Origin of the sequence: Laceyella tengchongensis (assembly GCF_900182735.1) — a bacterium.
Classification (GTDB): domain Bacteria; phylum Bacillota; class Bacilli; order Thermoactinomycetales; family Thermoactinomycetaceae; genus Laceyella; species Laceyella tengchongensis.
Map to the genome: position 1 here is coordinate 48565 of NZ_FXTU01000001.1, position 23580 is coordinate 72144.

The window sequence follows — 23580 nt, forward strand, 5'->3', positions numbered from 1 at the left end:
CTATGCGTATTATTAGACCGCAAAGTTCGGTGAAGTCATTTTATGATCATGTTTTGAAAAACCAAATACCTATCGAGGAAAATTTAACGGGTTGTATTACTCCAGACTTTCAAAGAATATTGGATACTTATGAAAGTGAAATTGGGTTAAGAGCAATCGACCTGGGATATGGATATGGTAACTATTCAATAGCACTGGCACAAAAAGGATTTAAAGTGACGGCAGTTGACTATGTTGCACCAGACTATTTTAAAGAGAGACTGCAATCCACTGCTGGAAAAGAAAATATAACGATAATAGAAAGAGACCTGAATTTATTTGAACCAAAAGGAGAGTACGATGTTGTTGTTTGCAAAGATGTATTTCATTTTTTGAGAAGAAGCAAAGTTGAAGAGTTACTTAATGTTTTAATTGAAAAAACAAACAAAAAAGGCTGGCACTATATTGTCATCTTCACTGACATTTGGAGAAAGTCAAACGATGGTAATGAGATTGTAATAGAAAACGAGGCTAGATTTACATCGGATTATTTAGTCGATTTGGTTAATTATTTTTATCGTAATTGGAAAGTCAATCTGAAAATCGAAGAGTACCGAGAAAAAGACCGATCAGGTAAAGAGGACAGTTTTTATTTCAAAGCTAACAGAGTGACGATTATGGCCAATAACATTTAATGAGAGGGGGTCACTTATGAATCGACGAGGAATAAGCATCATTATCCCATGTTTTAATGCTGGGCGTTACCTTATCGAAGCTGTAAGCTCCGTACATGAGCAACCTTTCGAATGTCTATATGAGTGTATTGTAATTGACGATGGATCAACCGATCCAGAAACATTAGAAGCGCTACAGGAGATAGAGGCAGCAGGAGATACGAAAGTCGTTCGTATGAAAACCAACAAAGGAGCGCAATATGCTCGGAATGTTGGTTTACGCTCAGCTATGTATGACTACATTCTAGGGATCGATGCCGATGATTGTTTAAATACTGACCCAACGATATTGAAGTTAGGTACGTATGCAGATCGAGCGATTCAGGTCTTGGAAGATAGACCCGATGTAGCCTTCACATACTCTATCACATGTATGTTCGGAAATTTCAATGGATACACCATATCGGCATACCCCGTCACGGCCACACAAATTCTCCACAAACATCATGCAGCAACGAGTATCATTTATCGGAAAGAAGATGCCTTTCAAGCAGGACTGTATAATGAGTCGATTTTAAAGTGGCAAGATTGGTCATTTGCTGTTTCACTATTAAATGCTCGATTTAAGCAAAACAAGGGCAACGAAATCCATTTCTTTGAAACACCCTATTATTTGTATCGAATTCATGATAACCCAAGTCGAATTTCCTCTAGAAATGTAAGTGAAAGGAAATTTACGAAATTGACTATTGAACAAAATATAGAGATATTCAAATCTACATTTCCGGGATTGAACGTTGACGAAATTACAGATAAGGTGATGGGAAGTAAACCCGATAAACTTACTGATCTGCTGTACGTTGCAGCAAATAATATTCAAACTGCTCTTGAAATGGCTAAGCAAAGAGGATATCGATTAACATCAGACATTGAACCGACGAATATTCCTTAGAAACTATATAGGGATGGACTTTCTGCCAGAGTCCATCCCTTTTAACGTTAGCTTTGCAGTTCGGTTAAACGTGTTTTTACTTTCTCCCGTTTCTCCAGGTAATCTTTTTCTTTTCTTCGTTCTTCTTCGACTACATGGGCAGGTGCTTTGCTGATAAACCCTTGATTCGATAATTTCTTTTGCACCCGCTCGACTTCTGCATTCAGCGTTTTGAGCTCTTTTTTCAAGCGTTCGATTTCTTGATCGATATCGATTAACCCTGCGAGTGGCAGTAAGATTTCGGCTCCTGTTACCACAGCACTCATGGTTTTTTCCGAAATAGAGAGATCGGAGTCGATGGTGAGATTTTCGGGATTGCATTGCTGGCGAATCCACTTCTCTCCAAGGCGCAGGTATTGTAATGTCTTTTCATTATCTGGACGGATGAAGATATCGACTTTTTTGCTTACTGGTACATTCACTTCCGCCCGGATATTGCGAACGCTACGAATGACTTCCATGTACAGCTTCATTTGTTCGACTGCTTCAGGGAATTGGAAACGATTCTCGGGCTCCGGCCACTTGCTAACCATGATGCTTATTCCTTTGTGGGGGAGATTTTGCCAGATTTCTTCGGTCACAAATGGCATGAATGGATGGAGTAAGCGAAGGACCTTGTCGAGAACGTAACAAAGGACTGAGCGTGTTGTTTTCTTCGCTTCTTCATCCTCTCCATACAGGGATAGCTTCGCGAATTCAATGTACCAATCACAGAATTCATCCCACACAAATTCATACAAAGCCCGGCCAGCTTCGTTAAAGTGATACTCTTCCAATTGCTGTGTGACGTAGTTAATGGTTTCCTGCAAGCGGGTTAAAATCCATTGGTCCGCCGTATTCAATGAACCAGTGAGATCGATATCGTCGGCCCCGAAGTCATCAAGGTTCATGAGGACAAAGCGGGAAGCGTTCCAAATTTTATTGATGAAGTTTCTTGCTGATTCCAGTCGTTCCCAGCGGAAGCGCAGGTCTTGACCAGGCGTTGTACCGGTTGAAATCATAAACCGCATGGCATCGGCGCCATACTGGTCAATGACTTCCAGGGGATCGACTCCATTTCCAAGTGACTTGGACATTTTGACCCCTTCTGAGTCACGAACCAACCCATGGATGATGACATCTTTAAATGGCTTTGTACCCGTAAACTCGATGGCGGTAAAGATCATACGTGCTACCCAGGGATAGATGATGTCATGCCCTGTAATCAAGACGTTGTTAGGATAGTACCGTTTCAAATCGGCTGTTTGCTCGGGCCAACCCATTGTTGAAAACGGCCATAAACCAGAGCTAAACCATGTATCCAATACGTCTTCGTCTTGCGTGATGTTCGAGCTTCCGCAGTTCGAACAGGAAGATGGATCTTCCATGGATACCGTGATTTCTCCACAATCTGCGCAATGCCAGGCAGGAATACGATGACCCCACCAAAGCTGACGTGAGATGCACCAATCACGGATATTTTCAATCCAATCGACATAGAGCTTTTCAAATCGATCGGGGACAAACCTTACCTTATCTTCACTCTTTTGGAGTTCGATGGCTTTTTCAGCCAGGGGTTTCATTTTTACAAACCATTGAGTGGACAAGTAGGGTTCTATTACTGCACCACTACGTTCACTGTGTCCGACTGAATGAACATGTTCTTCAATGTTTACCATGACCCCGGCTTCTTGGAGATCCTTCACAATTTGCTTCCGAGCTTCAAAGCGATCAAGCCCCTGATATTTGCCGGCATTCTCGTTCATTTTTCCGGTTTCGTCCATGACGATAATTTGAGGCAAATCATGGCGAAGGCCGATTTCAAAATCGTTGGGATCGTGGGCGGGTGTGATTTTTACCGCACCTGTACCAAATTCTTTGTCCACATACTCATCGGCAATGATGGGGATTTCTCGTTCGACTATGGGCAGGATCACTGTTTTACCAATCATTCCTTGGTAACGTTCATCCTCCGGATGGACAGCAACTGCGGTATCCCCCAGCATTGTTTCTGGACGAGTGGTGGCGACTTGAATATACCCCGAACCATCCTTTAATGGATACCGCATATGATAAAGTGCACCTTTGACCTCTTTATAAATGACTTCGATGTCCGATATGGCCGTACGTGCAACGGGGTCCCAGTTAATAATGTATTTGCCGCGATAAATCAATCCTTTGTTGTACAGATCGACGAATACCTTCCGAACGGCTTTAGACAAACCTTCATCCATGGTAAAGCGTTCCCTTGAGTAATCAATGGAGAAGCCCATTTTCTTCCATTGTTCATGGATGATGGATGCAAAGTGCTCTTTCCATTTCCAGGCTCTCTCTAAAAACTTTTCCCGGCCAAGGTCATGCCGGCTGACTCCTTCTTCCCGAAGTTTCTCCTCCAGCTTCGCTTGGGTCGCGATCCCGGCGTGATCCATACCCGGAAGCCATAGGGTGTCATATCCCTGCATCCGTTTCATTCGAATAAGGATATCTTGCAACGTAAAATCTAATGCATGACCCATATGCAACATCCCAGTTACATTGGGTGGAGGCATTACAATACTGTAAGGCTCGCTATTTTGATCCTCGGAAGGCTTGAACAAATCATGGTCCAACCAAAATTGATATCTTTTACTTTCGACTGCTTTTGGATCATATTTTGTGGACATTTGAATTTCTTTTGGCATCTGTTTCATCCTCCTTACAATACGAAAAAGCCCCTCATCTCAAAGGACGAAGGGCTCGCGGTACCACCTTTGTTAGTGAAGAAACCATGGATTTCTCCACTCACTCATTTCCATTAACGCTGGAACACGTTTCCCACTACTGACCGGTGAAGGCGTTGGCGGGAACAACTCAGGAGCTACCTTCAACAGATTCCACCCGAAGAATCTCACAGCTGCCAAGCTCTACAGTTTGGCAGATTCTTCTCTCTGAGGGTTTCCCCTGTTTACTCTTCTCCATCATTGTTGTTTTGGTTAACTATACAACTAATTAACCGTTCACTCACATTTTGACCAATATCAGTTGGATTAATACCATTCTACAAGTGAGGCTGAATCTGTGTCAATATTTGTACGATCCATTTCATCACAGAGAAGGATAAAAATGGAGGGGGATTTCTAGAACAAAGCTAAATACATATTATACAACGTAGAGTGATTACTCATTATCATATGATAACAACCAACCTATTGTTACTGAAACCTTCGATAGTAAAAATTTAACTCTTAAAAGAAATAAACCTTTGTCGTTCGAAAGTCGAGCACTATAAGCTGTACACGGTGTTAAGGTACATTTGAAAGATAAAAAATCGCCTTGGTGGCAGTTTAAAATTATAACATTCCGTCTCACCGACTGATGTAATTTAATCAAAGTTGACCGGATACTTTGATTTCAATCAATTAACGGAAGGGATTGAGGACGAGTATAAAGATTACATCTAGGCTTATATTACAAAAACGTTGGGAGGTTAAATAAGATGGATGTTCAACGGCTGGAGGATTTTTGCCGGCCCTTTTATGAGGAAAAGGATATGATGCATAACTTGGATCATATTCATCGTGTTTTAAAAATGGCGTGTCAAATTGCCAAACCGTATCAGTATCAAATCGATCAAGAAGTCCTGATCGCTGGTGCTTATTTTCACGGAATCATAAACAAGGAAGAAAACCGAAACCAAATCCTCAACTTTCTTGAATCCCAAGGGGTTAATAAGGAGAAAATGCAAGCGATCCTGCAAGCGGCAGAAGGATCTCAGAAAGACTTCATTCCAGAAACATTAGAGGGAAAAATCCTGCATGATGCTCATTTGCTTGAAGGTGGTAAGACCTTTCTCATCGTGAAGTCGCTGATCACAGGTTCTTTGCGAGGACAGTCACTGGAAGAAACCATTCGTATTGTTGAAGAGAAGCTGCTTGATCGTTTCATCTGTGCGCTTCCTGAAAACAAGGCTCTTTACAAAGAAAAAGAAAAGTTTGCAAGAGAGTTGATTCAAGAGTTGAAGCCTTATCTTTAGAGAGGTTTATCTCTAAAGGCAGAAAGAATGAAAAAGTTGTAGAATATACTGAACTTTGCTTAGCGTCCTTGTGGCGCTTTTTATCTTGCTGGTCTGGAAGAATAGAAAAAATACAAGACAAGAAAGAAACGGAAAAGATAAAATAGGATCAAAGTCAAGATCTTGCAAAAGTTATTTTCCCAATAGATACAAACAAGGGGGACATTATATGATTTCTGTTCTACAGACTTGCCAACCGCGCCCTGAGATATTGGCGGGAACATTTAATCCGGAAGTATTTACTGCTTCGCTCAGCCCGATCATTGATTTCTATCGTACGGGACGTAGCTCAATTGATAATATTTATACCAATGCACAACAGTTTTTTGATGAAGCGACCTATCCCACGCAAGGTCTGAAAACCACATTAACGGAAGTTTTCAGCCGAATTGCAGGGGATATGACAGTTCCTGCAATTCATCGTTTGGAAACGGCATTTGGTGGAGGAAAAACGCATACTTTGATCGCTTGTACCCATATTGCTTATCAGGGTAAAAAACTGGAAGGATCGATAGGAGAAATTCTCGATCCGAATTTGCTTCCTGCACCAGGCTCTGTATCCGTCGTTGGTGTGGCAGGGGATGAAATCCCGGTACATAAGTCAAAAGGGAAAGATCTCATTCCTTATACGCTCTGGGGTGAGATCGCATATCAAATCGGTGGAGAATCTCTCTACAAAGAAGTAGAGGAAGAAGCCACTTCTTATGCCGCACCGGGGCGCACCTATTTTGATAAGGTATTTGGTGGAAGGAAAGTCCTTCTCATGCTGGATGAGTTGGCTCAGTACGCCGCGCGTTTGGAAGCTGCAAGACCAGATGGTGCGAACCAATTGGCAGCATTTTTGATGACACTTCATGGTTATGTCCGAAATCATCCTGGGATCGCTATTGTTTTGACACTTGCTAGTTCCACAGATGCATTTGCCAAACAAACCGAACGTCTGGCCGAATTGATTGCGGTTGTTCGAGGAGAAGAAATCACAGAGGATGACGCGGTGGGAATCAGCGAAAAGGCAATCAAGGATATCACCAGCGTGGTGGCACGAGATGCGGTTCAAGTAACACCTGTGCAGGCAACTGAAATTTCTTCCGTTTTAGCGAAACGACTGTTTGTCTCCGTAAATCGTTTGGCAGCAAGAGAAACCGCAGAAGAGTATATGGCGATGTATCGCCGAAACAGTAATCTGCTTCCAGAGGAGGCTGCCAGTGAGCGATTCCGTGATCGGATGGTTGCCAATTACCCGTTCCATCCCACTTTGGTAGATTTCCTGAATAAAAAATTGGCCGAAGCTGAAAATTTCCAAGGAACACGGGGAGTGCTCCGCGTTCTGTCTCTCGCAGTACGGAGTTTGTGGAAAAAGCAGATTGATGTTCCCATGATTCATACCTGTCATCTGGACCTCCGGACCGAACGGGTTGTTAATGAGGTTCTTGGGCGGACGGGGAGTTCCGATCTTTTACTAGTGCTTAATGCCGATATTGGCAGCGTGGACACCGAATCGTTGGACGGAGGACTCAGCAACGCAGAGCGAGCAGATCGGAATAATCCTCATCCAGAGGGGCATCCGCTGTTCGAGTACACTTGGAAAACCGTATTTCTGCATAGCCTGGTGGGCAGGGATGAAGGGATTTCGTCCAAGATTTTCGGGATTACGGAATCGGAGGCATTGTTCAGTGTCTCGTTCCCCGGCATGACGCCGCCCCAGGTCCGCACCGCCTTGGAGGAGATCACAGAAAGTGCCTACTATCTCCGCTTTGAACAAGGAAAATACTACGCCAGCGACGAACCTACGATTAACAGCATCTTGGCGCGCATTCGTAATGGAGTGACTCATTCGCAAGTGAAAGGCTTGCTTGAAGATATGGCACGGAGGATTATCAAGGCTGACAAAAGCGGATTGTTCCATGTCGAACATGACGTTTCCCAACCGGACCATCTGCCGGATGAAAAAGGAAAGCCTATTCTTGGAATTGTGTCGCCCACAGTGGAAACGATTGATATTGAAGCCATGGTGACGATGAAGGGATCAAACCAACCGCGTATGCAACAAAATCTGATCTTCTTGCTAGTTCCTGAAACGGTCAAGATCGGGGAGACCAACCCCAGTCTGGAATTGTTACCGGGACAGGGAGCCAAGTCGCAGGATGTTCGTCACCGATTGGAAGCCATTGCCCGGCAAGTTCTGGCGATGCAGGATCTGATAAAGAAGCCGCAAAACTTCGGAGTTAATCCGAAGCGGCTGGAAGAGAGTGGCTTTAGCAAGCGGAAGGCAGAGCGGGAGCATGCGCTCATGACCGCTGTTGCAGATATCTATACCAGCCTGTATTATCCGTCTACAGCCGGGCATATTGTCCGTAAGGAAATTAAAACAACCGGCGGAGAAAGCGGGGCTTCCTTTATCGAACTGATTCGGGCGGCACTCATCGAAGCCGGAGAGTTACTTACCGAGCAAAACAACAACCGGTCCGACCTTATCAACCTCAGCAAATTGTTTTTTGAACGTGGGGACACGGTCACTGTGGAAGAGCTAAAACATTCTTTTGCTTGTATCCGAAGTTGGCCAGTGCTCGTCAATGAGGGGATTTTGGAACAACTGATTCGCGGTGGAGTACAAAAAGGAGTCTGGTGTGTATTTCGTATGGACTCTCCTGATCAAACACGACCAGACGAATTTTATCACGAGAAAAATGATGTACCAATGGGTGTAAACCTGATGTCGGCCTCATATGCGCTCATCACTCCTCAAGGCGCTAAACGGCGGGGGTGGTTTGATGAGCGGAAGGTTGATCCGGAGATGTTGAAGCAACAAATTTATGAAGTAGTAGATAAAGAAGGAAGCGTCAGTGTTCAGCGGATTGAGGAGGTCATCCGGGAAAGTGTGGGAGAAGTGACGCGCAAGGAGCTGGATGACACAGTCGTTTCCTTATTAAAGGATTCTAAGCTTTATGCCTGCCGGAATAAGGAGGATGCTGGGACTAAGCCCAACCTGATCGCGGGTTCAAAAGCATTTCAATATGTCCCGCTGTCCCAGGATGTTTTGGTCACCGAAGACAAGGCAAAGGCAAACGGGTGGATTGATGAGGATCGATCCTACCGCATCCATATTCAAGGGGATGAAGCTATCGAAAAAGTATTGCCTCTTCTTCGACGGATGGGTAGTCTCTATAATAAAGGCGGCAAAACAAAGATCGATTTTCTGGATCTGTATTTCAAAATACCAGCAGGTGGAGCGTTGAGAATTCAGTTGGAGGATGCACCCCCACAAACCATTAAGGCACTGGGAGAATGGTTTGAAGTACTTGATGGAATTGTTAAAAATGGGGAGCAAACAGAGGTTGAACTCGATATCGCGGATCCGGCCGAAGATTGCCCATTTGTGAAGGAGTTGAATAAAAAGTAGGTGAGGTAGTCGTTATGGTCAATCAAATCACTGCACAGGACTGGGAACTGGAACGGGACTTTCAGCACCGTATCCTCCCGGAGTTGGATCATGCTCCTTGGGTTCTCCGACTGACGGAGTACAAGGACAAACCAGCTCCTGTTTTGGTTATTAAGAAACGGATTTACACAGGTGACAGTCTTTATGGGGGCGAACAGGCTGAAGGCAAATCGATGCTTAAAGACCAGGGGCTGCTGTATGGTCAGCCCCTGCGCCGCTGTTTGCCAGCTCTCAGAAAGATTCTCAGCAGGGTAAATGATGTTGCAGGAATTCCCTTGGAACTTCAGCGATTTTTTAACAAAGACCGAATTCAATACCGCGGCAACTTGCCTCTGGATGAAGAATCCGGAGCCAAGCTGGCGCTCATTTTCAAATTACAGGAGAGGGTCGCCGATCTGGACCGCGTTGAACTGATCGCATGGCGAGTGGAACGATTCAGCAGGGAAGAGGCTGTCTATTGGTTTACTCGTGCGACCCAGTACGGTGAGGCTGCTAGCCGCTGGGCACTGGCCGGTATGAGGATTATGCTTGGCGGCCAACCGGGAGACGAAGAAATCCAACATATGCTGCAAAAACTCCGTAAATAGAGAAATGGGAGAGGAGAAAATGACAACTCAGAACCAAACAAGAGCGGAAGTCCGATTTATTGAAGCGGGTTTTCCCTGTCACCAGGTGGGGGCGGAGACTCAGCGAGAGAGAGGAGCTAGTTCGGCGCTTCCGCCACTCTATTTTCTTCATGTCTGGTGGGCACGGCGCCCTTTGACTCCTAGTCGGGCTGCGATCTTGGGATCACTATTACCAGCCGGAACTGATCCGGACTGGTTCCTGCGCCAACTTGGGATAGAAAAGGTGCAAGCGATTGTGAATGGTGTGCCGTGGATACTTGATGATAAATTAATAGAACGTGTAGCGAGAGATGAATTTGGTCAAGAAACATTGGATTTAGATGCGGTTGTTTATCGAGCACTTCAGCGAGAAAAAGCGACAAGGGCTGAACATAGGAAATTGATCGCTCAGATTGTAGATCAGTCCCCTCATGTGCAGGAATACTCTGCAATTCAAAAATGGCAAACTCTGAGTCAACCGCTCCCGGAACCCTTTCCGGTAGAGGGTACCAGGTTGAGAGTTGAAAGAGTAGCAGCGGACCCGGCCTGGTTCAAAGAGTTGATGGAGATTGCTAAAAATATTGGAGTCCGTGTTCCTAATATGTATGGATATTCGAGGGCATATACCCGTCAACCTGAGTGGGGCGATTCAAATATTACTGTAATGGATCCTACTGCGGGAGGCGGCTCTATTCCCTTTGAAGCGTTAAGGCTTGGATACCGAGCAATTGCTAATGATTTGAATCCTGTTGCAACGGTTATCCAATACGCTACGTTGGATTATCCTGCTCGCTTCGGGAAAAATCTCAAAATGGAAATTGGAAATTGGGGTCAAAAACTGATTTCAGTTTTGGATAATCGGTTGAATGAGGTATTCCCGCGTGTATTTCCTTTGCCAGAATCCGAACGAATGTTTTTGAGAGCTCATTTGAAGCAATTTCCTGAACTTGTATCAGAATATGATCAGGAAGAGACGACCACCTATTTATTTGCACGCCAAGTCACCTGTCCACATTGTGAAGGGGAAGCTCCTCTCCTAAATACCTCTTGGCTATCCAAAGAGGGAGAGAAATGGGCAGTTCGTATTGTTACGGATGGCAAGAAAAAAGGGGGGACAGTAAAATTTGAACCTTACCGTCTTCAAGGAAAGAAAGGTCCGAATGGAGAGGACCCTGATTTTGCCACCGTAAACAAAGGAGTTGGGCTTTGCGTTCACTGCCGTCAGGCGATTCCATCGGATGAAATCAAAGCACAGGCACGTGGGGAGTCTCCGCGTGGAACATGGAAGGATCGGCTGTACTGTGTCGTGGCAGTACGCTATCAGCCCAAACTGGACAAGGACGGACAACCCCAACGGTATAAAAGCGGTGTAAAAGCTGGGGAAATCAAGACAGAGAAAATCACGTTCTTCCATGCTCCCAATGAGCAAGATCTAAAGGCTTTGGAAGAAGCCGAGTTTCAACTGAAACAGCGCTGGGATGAATGGGATCAGGAGGGATTGATTCCGACCGAAAGGTTCCCACAAGGAAATGATATGCGTCCAATAAACTATGGAATGAATCGCTGGTGCGATATGTTTACGCCGCGGCAGCTATTGGGGCAATTAACTCTGGTTGAGGAACTGAACCGTCTCAAACCACAGATTATCGAAGAGCTGGGTCAGGAGAAAGGCAAGGCGGTTGTCACCTACTTGCAATTTGTGATTGATAAATTACTTGATTATAACAGTAGGCAAACCCGTTGGGAGTTCACTCGAGGGGTTATAAAAGGAACATTTGGCCGACATGACTATTCTCTTAAATGGACCTTTGGAGAGATGATTTATACAGGTCCTTATTCTGGTCCGGCTTGGGCCTTATCACAGATTTTAGATGCTTATCAGGGTATAGCAGAATTGGTGGCTCCACTTCATGAGAAATTACAAGGAGTCGCGCCGCCGGTTACGATTCTACATGGTACAGCGGCGCATACTGGAGTGCCCGATCGTTCCGTAGATTTGATCTGTGTGGACCCGCCTTATTACAACAATGTCCAGTATGCCGAGCTGTCGGACTATTTCTATGTCTGGCAGAAGCGGACTTTATCGGACCTTTACCCTGATTTATTCAAGCGACGGTTGACCAACAAAACGGACGAAGCTGTGGCTAATCCGGCCCGGGATGGTTCCACTTCAAATGCCGCTCAACGTTATGAGGAACTGATGGGGGAAATTTTCGCCGATTGTCGCCGTGTACTGAAAGATGAGGGCATCTTGACGATCATGTTCACCCACAAAACACAAGAAGCATGGGAAGCGTTGACGCGTTCCTTAATTGAACAGGGGTGGAAAATTACCTCATCGATGCCAGTGGAATCTGAGTCTTCAGCATCCATGCACCAAAAAGGGATGGCCGCAGCTGCCAGCTCTATTTTCCTTACCTGTCGTAAAAGGGAGCAGGGCAACCAAGCCCCGGCGACCTGGACCGGGTTTGGTGGCACCGGTGTGGCGCAGCGTATTCGTACGGCTGTTCGTGAAGGACTGAAAGAGTTTGAGCCGCTGAAGCTGAATCCCGTGGATGAGATGGTGGCGTGTTATGGACGGGCGCTGCAGGTGCTGTCAGAGCATTGGCCGGTATTGGATGGAGATGAACTTGTCAGCCCGATCCGGGCCATGAACGAGGCCAGTGCGGTCGTAGCAGAGCACCAGATCAGCCGCTTGACACGAGGGCGTCTCAAGGTAGAAGACCTGAACCCGGAAGCGGCGATGTCGTTAACGCTTTACGGTATTTTTGGGCTTAATGAATTCCCTTATGACGAGGCATTGAACTTGTCGCGTTCGCTGAACATCGCGCTGGAAATGCGTCCGGCGGGATACAGTGTTCAGAATCGGATGCTTGGAATCAACGACGCCAACCGGGGCCGCAGCACCCGTGGTACAGATGCGGATGATATAGGGTTCCATGCGCCGTTGGTACGTAAGGGTTCCAAACTGCGATTGCTGAAACCGGAAGAGCGTCATCCGAAGCGTCTGGCTCATCCCCAGACAGAGTGGGATCTGCTGCATGGCCTGATTCTTGCCTACCGGGAAGGTGATGTTCCAGTCGCTCGTGCATACTTGGCACAACATGCGAAGGAGAAAGGGCAGACCGTATTGGACCTTTTAGCCGTCTGGACAGCGGAGATGACAGAGGAAGAGCTTCGGCGGGAAGGAGAAGCTATCCTGTTCGGCTTGAGATAAGAATCACCGGCGGATCATAGATAGGAGGAACATCATGACCGAGATAAGAGAGAGTAGGAACAACCAAGGACTGAGATCACGCGAGTGGCTTCTCTCTTACAAGACCTCCTCCACCATGATCGGAGACAGGCCAGTCAATATGTTACATGACTTTTACATTCCGGCACTCAGCCGCGCGGTTCGCTATGACCGCGTGGCCGGGTATTTCCGTTCCACTTCTCTGGCAGCCGCTTCCCAAGGATTTTCTGCTTTTGCCAATCAAGGTGGAAAAATGCGCCTGATCGTTGGTGCTGATCTGGAACCGAACGATGTAAAAGCGATCTTACAAGGAGATGCAAAAAGACTTTCGGAAAAGCTGACTGAAGAATTGGAACAGGCGGACTCTTGGCCGGAAGGTGTTCGTAACGGTGTGACATTGTTGGCCTGGATGGTGGAGAAAGGATATCTGGAAGTTCGGGTGGCTTTTCGGCTGCACAAAGATACCGGAGAGCCGATTTCCTTTGATTCGATGGAAGATGGTTATGTTCACGAGAAGTGGTTTGTGTTTACCGACGAATATGGGAACCGGATGTATGGAGCCGGATCGCTCAATGAGTCCAAAACCGCACTGCATCTGAATGCGGAGAATATTGATATCCATTGTGACTGGTGGGGAGAAACGGATCGGAAAAGAGTCGATGAAGCGGCTGAATCATTTGAAACGCTCTGGGAAGGGAAAGTTCGTCATATACGCGTGCTGACTCTCCCGGAAGCGGTTCGGCGCCGGCTGGTTCGGTTTGCTCAAGACGTGAAAAGGCCGCTGGAAACCGACGGAACCAGCGAGATTCCCGAGCCCTCGACAAAAGCGGAAAAGGTTCAGCCGGATGGAATTCCTTCCGCGCTTGAGCGGCTGAAGTTCGCCGTGTTACGGGATGCACCCAAAATGCCGGGTGGGCGTTATGTTGGGTTGGAAACGGCACCGGTTGAACCGTGGCCCCATCAGATCATGGTTGTCCGTCGATTAGTGGAGAACTGGCCGTATTCTTATCTGCTGTGTGATGAGGTGGGTTTAGGTAAAACGATCGAAGCGGGACTGGCCATTCGTTGTTTGCATTTGGCGGGATGGGCCAAACGGATTTTAATTGCTGCCCCTGCAAGTTTAACCACCCAATGGCAGCGTCAGCTTGCCTCCAAATTATTGTTGTCTTTTGGCCGGGTGATGACACCGGGAATACGGCATCACTATATCTTGCCTGTTGAGGAGGACTTCACTTCTGGTTCGTTTTATGAGCCGAATCTCGTCATTGTGTCAACCGGCCTTATGTCGCGGCGGGAGAGGATCAAGCAACTGGAAATGGCTGAAGAATTTGACATCGTTTTGGTGGATGAGGCCCATATGGCCCGGCGGAAAAACCCTTCCAAGGGAGCAGAGGCCAATCCTCAGTTCGGTCATCTTTATACGACGATCCGGGATCACTTACGGGGGCGGACGCGCAGTTTGTGGCTGGCCACCGCTACACCGATGCAGATTCACCCGGTGGAGGTTAGCGATTTGATCGCTTTGACGAATCGGGTGGGAGCATTTCAGTACGATCCTACATTGACCATGAAATATTACGATATTCTCGGCAGGCTGCTACAAGGCGAGAAAATTGGTTCGGCTGATTGGGATTTCCTGCGGCGATCCATTTTGGGAACCCAGCGTCAGGATCATAAATATTGGGAGTTTTTGACCGACGTGGTTATCAGCGGTCGGATTCGAAGCGATGCTCGCCAGTGGTTGGAATTTAACCGGGTTCCACGCGGTACCAGAAACCAACAACTGATGTCACGTCTAATCTTCAGTGCCTCACCCCTGTCCCGGGTCATGCTCCGCCATACCCGTCAATTGCTTGAGATTTATCGGGAAAACGGTGAACTGCAACAGAACCTAGCTAAGAGGGAAATCCGTGATCTTCCTCAAATCCGTTTTAATGCACTGGAGCGGAAGATCTATGATCAGTTGGAAGAGTACTGCAAAGGTCTGGTGGTACAGATCGGCCCCCAAGAAGAGAACAAGCAGATGATCAGTTTCCTCCTCAGCTTCCTGAGGCTTCGATTTGCCTCCAGTTTATATGCATTTCAGAAAACAATCGAACGGCGTCTCAAGAGAGTGGAAGAGACGCTTCGGCATCAGTACAAAACCAATGGAGAAGAATATGACGGAAGTGGAATAGAAGATCTTGTCTTTAATGATGAGGTGGAGGAGGAAGACCCGGGAATCACTGACAAACTGTTGAAAAATCGGACGCCTGCTGACCTTCGGTGGGAGCAGGAACGGCTCAAAAAAATGCTCAAAGACATGGAAGAGTTACACGGTCAATCTTCCAAGATGCTGTTCTTGCTTAGAGAGCTGGATAATCGTAGGAACCGTCATACGAGGAGGATTCGCCAAACGGTCATTTTCACCAGATTCTACGATACGCTGGTGGATATCGTTCAGCGGCTCAAAAGAGCCGATCCTGAAATGCGAATCGGGACATACTCCGGAAAGGGAGCGGGTTATTATGATTATCAAGCCCAAACATGGGTGGACACGGAGCGGGAAGAGGTCAAGGAACGATTCTTGCGCGGTGAAATCGATATCCTTGTTTGTACGGATGCCGCTGCGGAGGGGTTGAACCTTCAGACAGCCGATTTGCTCATCAACTATGATCTCGGCTGGAATCCGATGAAGATTGAGCAGCGAATCGGACGGATCGACCGAATTGGACAGAAGCACGAAGTTGTTTATGTGCTGAATCTGTGTTATGTAGACAGTGTGGAATCCATCGTTTATGGACGCTTGCTTCAGCGGTTGAAGGATGCTAACCTGATCGTTGGTACGCAGCAGCTTGCCTTGCTTCCGGTAGATCCACAGGATTTTCAGGAACTGGCTCAAGGTACGTTGACACCGGAAGAGCTGGAATCCCGTATTCGAGAGCGGATTGAAGAGCAACGTAAACATCTGGCCTATATGGAGATCAATCCCAAAGACTTGTATGAGATTTATAAAAATATGAACGGCTTCCATCAGCGTTGGCAAGCTCCGGTCAATCTTCAGTCCATTTGGTCAACGTTAACCGAATCCCGATATCTTCAGGAATTGGGATGTAAGATCTTTGATGAAAATAACCTCATCCTTGAGATTAATCATGTGGATGGAGTACCCGATGGGTCTGTTTTAACGGTATCGAGGGAACTCTATGAGTCGGGTCTCCCTGATGGTAAAACCCGTGTGCATTTTGCTTCATATGGCGACCCGTATTTCGATGCGATCCTTCGTAAAACAGAGAAGATGAAGCTTCCTAGTTGCGTCAGGAGAATCTCAGTAGACATCCCCGATCTTCCTCATGTAGAGATGGTTGGGTATGCGGTTTTATGCAAAAAGGAAGATGGAAGCCGCGAAGTGCGGTTTATCAAAAAATGGGATGATTTGAAAGGAATTCGTCTTGCTGAAGGAGAGACTCTTAACGATCCTGAAATTGAACCTCTTCGTCAGCAATTGTACGGTCAAGCACTCGATGAGTTCACGTTTACTGCAGCGGTGAAACGAATCGAGGCCGAAAACACTCGCGCCGCAATGATTCAAGAAATGATGAATTTCTTGACCGGTCATCATTTGTTGGAAGAAAGAGCGAAAATCGCGGGAAGCAAGGCACGGTTCGGCTCAATCCTTCGCGATGTGATTTCTTTGGTTGAAGAACGCACAGAAGGAATCCATATTGCTGAGATGCCTGGAGATGTGCTACGTCAAGTAAAGGATGAAGTGCTATTCCCGCTCCATGTTCCCAAATCCGGCCAAAATGTTACGGTTTTGGTCCCCCCTCTTTTCTGTCTGACATCAGTAGATTCTATTAAACGCATGGCGGATCGAATGAAGAGACAGGAAAAAGATATCAAGCTACAAAGAATGATAACCACTTTGAAACGCGAAGCCAGAAATCGAATGGAATCGATTTTTTAAGAGAGACATGATTTTAGCTAAATCAGTTATAAGTTCTCAGTATTATTGGCAGGGAATTAATGCTGATAAAAATGTCCGATATGAGCAAACCCACGACTTAAAGGAGCGTGGGTTTGTTTGATTACGGATAAAAATGGAGCTCGCAAACATGAAATTCCTTCACCGAACTGGAGATTAATTATTGGTTTAGAACTTTTTGTGATAAGCAATGAACCCTGCTTTCTATAAATTCCCGATTGACATAATATATTGCTGTAAAAATTACATAAGAGGACGGTGTGGGGAATTTAAAGCGACTTGATGGTAGACTTTTTCAACTCTTCATCGCTTTTCTCTTCGCATTTGTTGGCGTGGGCATTTTGGGGAGTGGCTCAGATTTTGCCATTGGGAGCAGCTTTAACGTGCTTCGAGTAAATGATCACTTTGAAAAGGTTCAACAGGGCCCGGCTCCATTGAAGGAAACATCAGTCACACCAACTATCCAAAAAGAAAAAAGGAGGAAGATGGGAATTGGTTTACGAAAGCATAGTATTGGACAAAGTAAACTGTCTCCAGTGCATGGAATAAAACAAAGGAAGTTTGTTCAGAAGCATGGGACTGGATTTGTAAGGTATGTGACAAAATCGTCAAAGTCGTCGTTGATGGGATGTCCGCCGCATGGGATTGGATCGTCAAATACAAAGAATACTTGGCCTTTGCAGCGGTTGTCATCATCGGGATCGTATTGTGTTTCGTTCCGCCCTTGGGAGAAGAAATTCTGGCTGGTGTGAGCAGGAAGAAGTGAAGTTGAAAGCTGTTGCTAACGAAGCTTCGGCTTCAAAAGAATTATCCTGGCGGGTGCTTGGCCTACTTTATCATGAAGGATTTCAATATTCAACAGGGGCTTAAACAGAGAAACGACCGTTGAATTTAAACCAGACAAGCCGGGAACTTACACATTTACATGTGGGTTGGGGATATATTCGGGGATAATAATGATTGAGTTATAAGGGTAATAGGCCTACTGATAGAGGGAAACCACCTGTAAAGTAAACAGGTGGTTAAATAATGTATAGAGCTTGTGCAGTTGAATCAGTACCAAAGAAATTCCACTTTGATGTCGGCATACAGACATTTAAAAGAAGATAGGTTTTCCTATTTCGTGATCAAGGAGAAAGCGCAAGTATATGAGGCGTTGAAGCATTTCTTTGGGAAGAGGGAAGTGTAAAGGGGAAAGAGAAACCCACCTCTCCGGGTAGAAGCTTGGGGAGGTGGGGCTTTTATGAGAGGAAATAGGGATTAAGTTACTTAATTGTTTTAGAAGATTTTGCCGAACAAATCACTCAAGAGAATAACAACGCTGCTCAAAATATTTTGCTCTTCCATAACATAGCCGCACGAATTCATAGCTAAACAAGGGACACCTACAACCCAAAAGAATAGGATAAATATTATAAGAAACTAAAACTCTTCCTCCACTTAAAAAGCCGGTTACAATCGCCTTAATGAACCCCATATGTCCAGACAATTATGCAACGTTTGAAGTTACAGATTGACGGAATTCTCGCGGCGACAGATATCCAAGCGCAGAGTGAGGCCTTTCATCATTGTAAAAGGCTATGTAATGATCAATGTTCTGTTTAGCTTCCAAGAACGATCCATATTCTTGGAGCCAAACCGTATCCTCTTTTAGCGTACGAAACCAACGCTCAATGTAAGCATCGGCGTCAGGATTGTTGTAACCCGTTCTTTCTTGCTTAATTCCAGCCTCTTTCAACGCTTTTACATAACGTTGGCTCGTCATTTGGCAACCGTTTCCCAAAGAGTTGGTTCAGGCCATAATAATTCTGAATTGTCAGATGAAAATTTAGAAGGAGATCTGATATTAGAGGTACCTATTCAACGAACACCTGTACCACAGCAAATACTTGATTTTGCTTCTGAAAGGGATGTCATTATCAGAGACGAAAAAGGGCGTATTCTTAATCCGCTTGAATGAGGAGTTGAAAATAATTGAATCTAGAGTATTACAAGAAATGGAATAGGCATTATGAAAAACCTCGATTTTCTATTACAGAAGATGAGGCTAAAGAATTGCATGAAGATGGAAAGCATTATGTAGTCGTGATCAAAGACAAAGAAGTGATTAAGTATGTAGTTGAAGTTTTTTTTAATATTTATTTCTGTGGAGTATTGTATTATGATGCACAAGGAAAGGTATCCGACTCATTTATCAAAGAGGGTAATATGCTTTTTTAAAGAACAGGAAAATATGGAAAGATGGTCAGCTAATTACCTTTCTATTTGAAGCAAATGGAGATTATCGAATTGATGTATTTGATGAAAATAGTAAATTAGTTAGTACCTCATTTACAAAAAAAGATGTGACAAGTCATTTTAGAAATATCGAATTTGGTAATTACAGTTCAATTCTGCCTCATTCAGAATAGAGCTTAAGCCGCCAATCAATGAAAGGCGGCTTTTATGTTTTATGACTATTGTATGTTTTGCTTGATGTCCGGTTTTTTCTATAACGGGGGAACGGGGGTTATCTTATTGTTGTGGATAATTATAGCTGTAAGGGGTGAAGCGGGATCAGGAAGAATTAATCCTTTTTATGATCCGTTTTTTTAAACCTTAACAAATGATAAAATAAAATTCATAACCCAAGTCGGAAAGGTTGAACATACAGATGAGTTCCGTCATCAATCCTATTCAAATCGGGGTGTGCGGCTGGGGAGATCATGACCTCTATCCGCCAGGGACGCAGGCTAGGGAGAAGTTAGCGATCTATGCCGGGCATTTCCCGGTGGTAGAAGTGGACAGCACCTTTTATGCGATTGCGCCAGTGGAACGGATGGAGCGATGGGTGAATGAGACGCCGGAGAGTTTTCGATTTGTGGTGAAGGCGTATCGGGAGTTGACTGGGCACGGACGGTTGGAGAAGGCACCGGTGCGCCCTTGGCGGGAGCTGGTCGAGGATATGCGGGTATCGCTTGAACCGATGTTGCGCGCCGGCAAGCTGGAAGCGGTGCTGTTTCAATTTCCGCCGTGGTATGATTGTTCGCAAAAACATGTGAAGTATATCCGACGGGTGCGGGAAGCATTCCGGGATGTGCCGGTGGCGGTGGAATTCCGCAACCAAAGCTGGTTTTACCCTGACTTTCACGACAAGACCCTTCGGTTGTTGGAACAGGAACAATGCATTCATGTCATTTGTGATGAGCCCCAAGCGGGGGAAGGATCGGTGCCCTTGGTGGTGGCAGCGACGGTGCCGGAGCAGGCGATTGTCCGTTTTCATGGGCGCAATGTTGCTGGTTGGAACAACACCGGCCAACCCAATTGGCGAGATGTTCGCTATGCTTACCGTTATGAGGAAGCTGAGCTGGCAGAGTGGGTAGGTTATGTGCGGCAATTGGAACAGAGGGTGAAGCGGATCACGTTGTTATTCAATAATAACTCTCAAGGGGATGCGGTCGACAGCGCCAATCTGATGATGCGGCTACTTGGAGTAGAGTTTGCGGGCTTGGCCCCGCGCCAGCTGGGTATTTTTTAAGCCGAGGGGGTAGACGGCCCCAGTGGGCTGTCGGCTGGGCGCGTCCGAAGAGTGCAGATGGGATGATGACGCAATATGGAATGGATGCTGTTGTTTGTGGTCGGTCTTCTAGCCGGCACATTGGGAAGTCTGGTCGGATTGGGCGGTGGCATCGTGATCGTGCCGGCGCTCATTTATCTGGCGGGGATTCATCCTGCTTTCCAAGGGATCACTCCGTCTGTGGCTGTAGGGACTTCCTTGTTGTTGATTGTCTTGACCGCGCTGAGTTCCACTTTGTCTTTTCTCAAGCAGGGGCGGGTGGATGTGAAAAGCGGGTTTGTGTTTTTTTTGGCTTGCGGCCCGGGTGCGATGGTGGGCGCGTGGATAACCCGCCTGTTTCAATCCGACACGTTTTTCGCTGCTTTTGGCTGCTTGATGTTATTGGTATCATGGTTGTTGCGCGTCAAAGAGAAAGGGACGGCCCGACCCATGCGGTTGGATGTGACCAAGACATACACTGACCCAGCCGGAACAGAGTATGAGTATGGCTATCATCGGTTGACTGCTTTGGGTCTCTCTTTCCTGGTAGGCGTGATATCTGGACTGTTTGGCATCGGAGGCGGTTCGCTGTTGGTGCCGATGATGATCATGTTATTCCGGTTTCCGCCGCATGTGGCTACCGCCACCTCCATGCTGATCATCTGCCTTTCCTCGATTGCAGCCAGCGTGATGCACGTGGTTCAAGGCAATATTCACTGGCTTTCGGCGTTGGTGCTGGCACCGGGGGCGTGGATGGGCGGCAGGGCCGGAGCTTGGATTTCGGCGAAGTTGAGCGGTCGCACCCTGTTGAATTTGTTGCGCATCGCGATTATTGTGACAGCCGTGCGCATGATCTTGGACGGGCTCAATTTGGTTTGAAGGAGGGGCGCGTGTGACGCGAGTCGATCGCATTCATTTATTACATACCAATGATTTGCACAGCCATTTGGATCAAACTTCCAAGATGGCGCCGTTGATCGAAGAGTTGCGCGCCCAGTGGCAAGCGCGAAATGAGCGGTCTTTGCTGTTGGACATCGGGGACCATATGGATCGGGTGCGGATGGAAACTGAAGGGACCGATGGGCGGGTGAACGGCACCATCTTGGAACGGATGGGTTATGATTTCGTGACATTGGGCAACAATGAGTTGCTTACCTTTTCCCAAGATCAGCTGGCGGCGGTGTACCGGGATGCGCCGTATCAGGTGCTAAGCAGCAATGTGTACGAAGTGAAGCGCACGGGGCAACCGGCTTGGATTCGCCCTTGTTCCCATGTCACACTGGGTTCGGTACGGATCGGCATGTTGGCAGCGACCATTCCGTATCAAACTGTTTATGAGCTGATGGGTTGGGATGTGCGGGACCCTGTATCCACCTTGGCTGAGCATGTGCGCCGCTTGCGCGGGGAAGTGGACTTGATCGTGGTATTGTCCCATCTGGGGTTGATGAATGATCGGATGCTGGCGAAGGAAGTGCCGGGGATTGACTTGATCATCGGGGCCCACACGCATCATTTGCTGGAAGAGTTGGAGCGGGTGGGAGAGACTTGGCTGGCGGGAGCGGGCAAACACGGACAGCACCTCGGCCATATCGAAATCGAGGTAGATATCGACGCAGGCCGTGTGCGTACGATCCGAGGACGGGTTTATCCGCTTGCCGGACGAGCTGAGGAGCGGGAGATGCAGGAGCTGATCGCCCATTATCGTGGAGAAGCCTTGGAAAACATGGCGCAACCGATTCACCAGTTGTCCCGCCCGCTGGAGGTAGACTGGTATGGAGAAAGCTCATTGCCCAATCTGTTGGCGGATGCACTGTGCGACTGGGTTGGCGCCGAAGCTGCCTTGGTGAACAATGGCCAGCTTTTAGCAGAGATTCCTGCGGGCTCAGTGACCAGACAACAGTTGCACGCGGTGTGCCCTCATCCCATCAATCCCGTGTTGATGACGATCGAGGGGAAAGAAATTCGCCGGACGCTGGAAGAGGCGTTGCTTGATGAGTTTGTGACCTTACCGATTCGTGGTTTCGGCTTTCGGGGGGAAGTGTTGGGGACTGTCAGCGTATCGGGAATGGAAGTGTTTTATGACCCGGAGGCGCCGCCTTTTCAACGGATCAAGGAAATCAGGATAAACGGTTCCCGACTAGAGGAAGAGCAGCTGGTCCGTTTGGCCACGATTGACATGTTTACCTTTGGCATCGGATACATGGGTTTGAAAGAGGGAAAAGTACAAAAATATTATTTGCCAGAGTTCTTACGGGATTTGTTGGCGAAACAATTGCAGGCGCCCGCCGCTTTGGCGCGGTGCGAAGTTAAACGATGGCACCGGATATGAGAGGAAGATAATGGTTGCCTATGGTGTCCTCGAAATATGGTATGAACTCCGCTACAATAGGGATAAGGAGGATAGCCGCGATGAGTTTTGTGGATGAAGTTTACTCGTTGTACCGAGACCAGTTAAATGATGACGAAGATGATGCGGTGGCCATTGTGCTCAGCATCTTGGAAGAACAATCCCGGGAGCATGTGTTACAGATGATTGAGCAGATGACCGATGACGAAGTGGTTCAGATGGTCGGCGTTTACTTGGTGGAAATGTTAAAGATGAAAATGATGCAAGATGGGAAGCTCCCATCGTTTCGCGGGACACCGACCTCTTCACAAGTGCATTGATAGCCTGGGCGCTTGGGCTCTAATAAGCGGGCATACCCTATGGGGTGCCCGCTTTTTTGATTTTGCCGCGATGTGATTGGTCTCACTTTTTTGGGTGTTGGCACATACCTTGATAAGGAATCATCTGGAGGAGGGAACCAAATGATTGCGATGAAACCGATTGAGGTGGACGGCCATACCGTGTTGGGGATCGAAGTGGCATTGCCGAAAACGACGCTCTTGGTTATCACCACGGAAAAGGGTTATATCATGTGCGGTGCACTGGATGTGGGGTTGTTGAATGAACGGTTGCGAGAGCGGGAGATTATCGCGGCGCGTGCGGAAGGAGTTCGCTCTTTGGAACAGCTGATGGACGCGCCATTGACCATGGTTACGCACACGGCCGAGGAGCATGGCATCAGAGCGGGCATGACGGGGAGAGAAGCGTTGCTGAAAATGATCTGAAAAACAAAGCGCCTTTG

At 46.9% G+C, this 23580-nt stretch carries 16 protein-coding genes, 1 pseudogene and 1 other annotated feature; of the genes and pseudogenes, 15 read left to right on the forward strand and 2 right to left on the reverse strand.

Going from position 1 to position 23580, the window contains the following annotated elements:
* The first annotated feature begins 2 nt into the window (after positions 1-2).
* Positions 3-674, forward strand: a complete 672-nt coding sequence (locus tag QQZ12_RS00275) for a methyltransferase domain-containing protein (RefSeq protein WP_102991498.1) — start codon at positions 3-5, stop codon at positions 672-674.
* Between the two features lie 16 nt (positions 675-690).
* Positions 691-1605, forward strand: coding sequence for a glycosyltransferase family 2 protein (locus QQZ12_RS00280; protein ID WP_102991499.1), 915 nt, complete (start codon positions 691-693; stop codon positions 1603-1605).
* A 47-nt stretch (positions 1606-1652) separates the two neighbouring features.
* Here QQZ12_RS00280 and QQZ12_RS00285 read toward each other — a convergent pair whose 3' ends face one another.
* Positions 1653-4313: a valine--tRNA ligase gene (locus tag QQZ12_RS00285; protein ID WP_102991500.1), complete on the reverse strand. Its 2661-nt coding sequence runs from the start codon at positions 4311-4313 to the stop codon at positions 1653-1655.
* A 30-nt stretch (positions 4314-4343) separates the two neighbouring features.
* Positions 4344-4593, reverse strand: a binding site (T-box leader).
* A 505-nt stretch (positions 4594-5098) separates the two neighbouring features.
* Between QQZ12_RS00285 and QQZ12_RS00290 the strand changes: the two genes are divergently transcribed.
* The 7 genes and pseudogenes from QQZ12_RS00290 to QQZ12_RS00320 form a co-directional block, all read left to right on the forward strand.
* Positions 5099-5635: an HD domain-containing protein gene (locus tag QQZ12_RS00290; RefSeq protein ID WP_102991501.1), complete on the forward strand. Its 537-nt coding sequence runs from the start codon at positions 5099-5101 to the stop codon at positions 5633-5635.
* A gap of 208 nt (positions 5636-5843) precedes the next feature.
* Positions 5844-9074 (forward strand): ATP-binding protein, encoded by a 3231-nt coding sequence (locus QQZ12_RS00295; RefSeq protein ID WP_102991502.1) that lies wholly within the window; start codon positions 5844-5846, stop codon positions 9072-9074.
* Between the two features lie 14 nt (positions 9075-9088).
* Complete coding sequence (locus tag QQZ12_RS00300; protein WP_102991503.1) at positions 9089-9700, forward strand: DUF7680 family protein; 612 nt, start codon at positions 9089-9091, stop codon at positions 9698-9700.
* A gap of 19 nt (positions 9701-9719) precedes the next feature.
* Positions 9720-12935: a DUF1156 domain-containing protein gene (locus tag QQZ12_RS00305; protein ID WP_102991504.1), complete on the forward strand. Its 3216-nt coding sequence runs from the start codon at positions 9720-9722 to the stop codon at positions 12933-12935.
* A gap of 34 nt (positions 12936-12969) precedes the next feature.
* Positions 12970-16899, forward strand: a complete 3930-nt coding sequence (locus QQZ12_RS00310) for a helicase-related protein (RefSeq protein WP_102991505.1) — start codon at positions 12970-12972, stop codon at positions 16897-16899.
* 657 nt (positions 16900-17556) lie between these two features.
* Positions 17557-17787, forward strand: a complete 231-nt coding sequence (locus tag QQZ12_RS00315) for a hypothetical protein (protein WP_284723801.1) — start codon at positions 17557-17559, stop codon at positions 17785-17787.
* 175 nt (positions 17788-17962) lie between these two features.
* Positions 17963-18106: pseudogene (locus tag QQZ12_RS00320) on the forward strand (sporulation protein YhbH); the annotation flags it as partial.
* Between the two features lie 300 nt (positions 18107-18406).
* Here QQZ12_RS00320 and QQZ12_RS00325 read toward each other — a convergent pair.
* Positions 18407-18682, reverse strand: a complete 276-nt coding sequence (locus QQZ12_RS00325) for an integrase core domain-containing protein (RefSeq protein WP_102991507.1) — start codon at positions 18680-18682, stop codon at positions 18407-18409.
* A gap of 209 nt (positions 18683-18891) precedes the next feature.
* On the opposite strand from QQZ12_RS00325, the gene QQZ12_RS00330 reads away from it, so the two are divergent.
* The 6 genes from QQZ12_RS00330 (at position 18892) to QQZ12_RS00355 (ending at position 23563) form a co-directional block, all read left to right on the forward strand.
* Complete coding sequence (locus QQZ12_RS00330) at positions 18892-19137, forward strand: hypothetical protein (RefSeq protein ID WP_102991508.1); 246 nt, start codon at positions 18892-18894, stop codon at positions 19135-19137.
* Positions 19138-19570: 433 nt separating this feature from the next.
* A complete protein-coding gene (locus QQZ12_RS00335; RefSeq protein WP_102991509.1) occupies positions 19571-20434 on the forward strand; it encodes a DUF72 domain-containing protein in 864 nt (287 codons plus the stop codon).
* A gap of 75 nt (positions 20435-20509) precedes the next feature.
* Positions 20510-21331, forward strand: coding sequence for a sulfite exporter TauE/SafE family protein (locus tag QQZ12_RS00340; protein ID WP_102991510.1), 822 nt, complete (start codon positions 20510-20512; stop codon positions 21329-21331).
* Between the two features lie 13 nt (positions 21332-21344).
* Positions 21345-22781: a bifunctional metallophosphatase/5'-nucleotidase gene (locus QQZ12_RS00345; RefSeq protein ID WP_284723802.1), complete on the forward strand. Its 1437-nt coding sequence runs from the start codon at positions 21345-21347 to the stop codon at positions 22779-22781.
* Between the two features lie 80 nt (positions 22782-22861).
* Entirely contained in the window at positions 22862-23119 is a 258-nt protein-coding gene (locus QQZ12_RS00350; protein ID WP_102991512.1) for a DUF6154 family protein, read from the forward strand.
* A 141-nt stretch (positions 23120-23260) separates the two neighbouring features.
* A complete protein-coding gene (locus QQZ12_RS00355) occupies positions 23261-23563 on the forward strand; it encodes a YunC family protein (protein ID WP_102991513.1) in 303 nt (100 codons plus the stop codon).
* The last annotated feature ends 17 nt before the right edge of the window (positions 23564-23580 follow it).

Bases quoted from the DNA above. Each gene is read 5' to 3' on its own strand.
- QQZ12_RS00350 (WP_102991512.1), top strand. From the start codon at position 22,862: ATGAGTTTTGTGGATGAAGTTTACTCGTTGTACCGAGACCAGTTAAAT.
- QQZ12_RS00275 (WP_102991498.1), top strand. From the start codon at position 3: ATGCGTATTATTAGACCGCAAAGTTCGGTGAAGTCATTTTATGATCAT.
- QQZ12_RS00295 (WP_102991502.1), top strand. From the start codon at position 5,844: ATGATTTCTGTTCTACAGACTTGCCAACCGCGCCCTGAGATATTGGCG.
- QQZ12_RS00290 (WP_102991501.1), top strand. From the start codon at position 5,099: ATGGATGTTCAACGGCTGGAGGATTTTTGCCGGCCCTTTTATGAGGAA.
- QQZ12_RS00340 (WP_102991510.1), top strand. From the start codon at position 20,510: ATGGAATGGATGCTGTTGTTTGTGGTCGGTCTTCTAGCCGGCACATTG.
- QQZ12_RS00315 (WP_284723801.1), top strand. From the start codon at position 17,557: ATGGGATTGGATCGTCAAATACAAAGAATACTTGGCCTTTGCAGCGGT.
- QQZ12_RS00280 (WP_102991499.1), top strand. From the start codon at position 691: ATGAATCGACGAGGAATAAGCATCATTATCCCATGTTTTAATGCTGGG.
- QQZ12_RS00305 (WP_102991504.1), top strand. From the start codon at position 9,720: ATGACAACTCAGAACCAAACAAGAGCGGAAGTCCGATTTATTGAAGCG.
- QQZ12_RS00285 (WP_102991500.1), bottom strand. From the start codon at position 4,313: ATGAAACAGATGCCAAAAGAAATTCAAATGTCCACAAAATATGATCCA.
- QQZ12_RS00355 (WP_102991513.1), top strand. From the start codon at position 23,261: ATGATTGCGATGAAACCGATTGAGGTGGACGGCCATACCGTGTTGGGG.
- QQZ12_RS00335 (WP_102991509.1), top strand. From the start codon at position 19,571: ATGAGTTCCGTCATCAATCCTATTCAAATCGGGGTGTGCGGCTGGGGA.
- QQZ12_RS00300 (WP_102991503.1), top strand. From the start codon at position 9,089: ATGGTCAATCAAATCACTGCACAGGACTGGGAACTGGAACGGGACTTT.
- QQZ12_RS00325 (WP_102991507.1), bottom strand. From the start codon at position 18,682: ATGACGAGCCAACGTTATGTAAAAGCGTTGAAAGAGGCTGGAATTAAG.
- QQZ12_RS00310 (WP_102991505.1), top strand. From the start codon at position 12,970: ATGACCGAGATAAGAGAGAGTAGGAACAACCAAGGACTGAGATCACGC.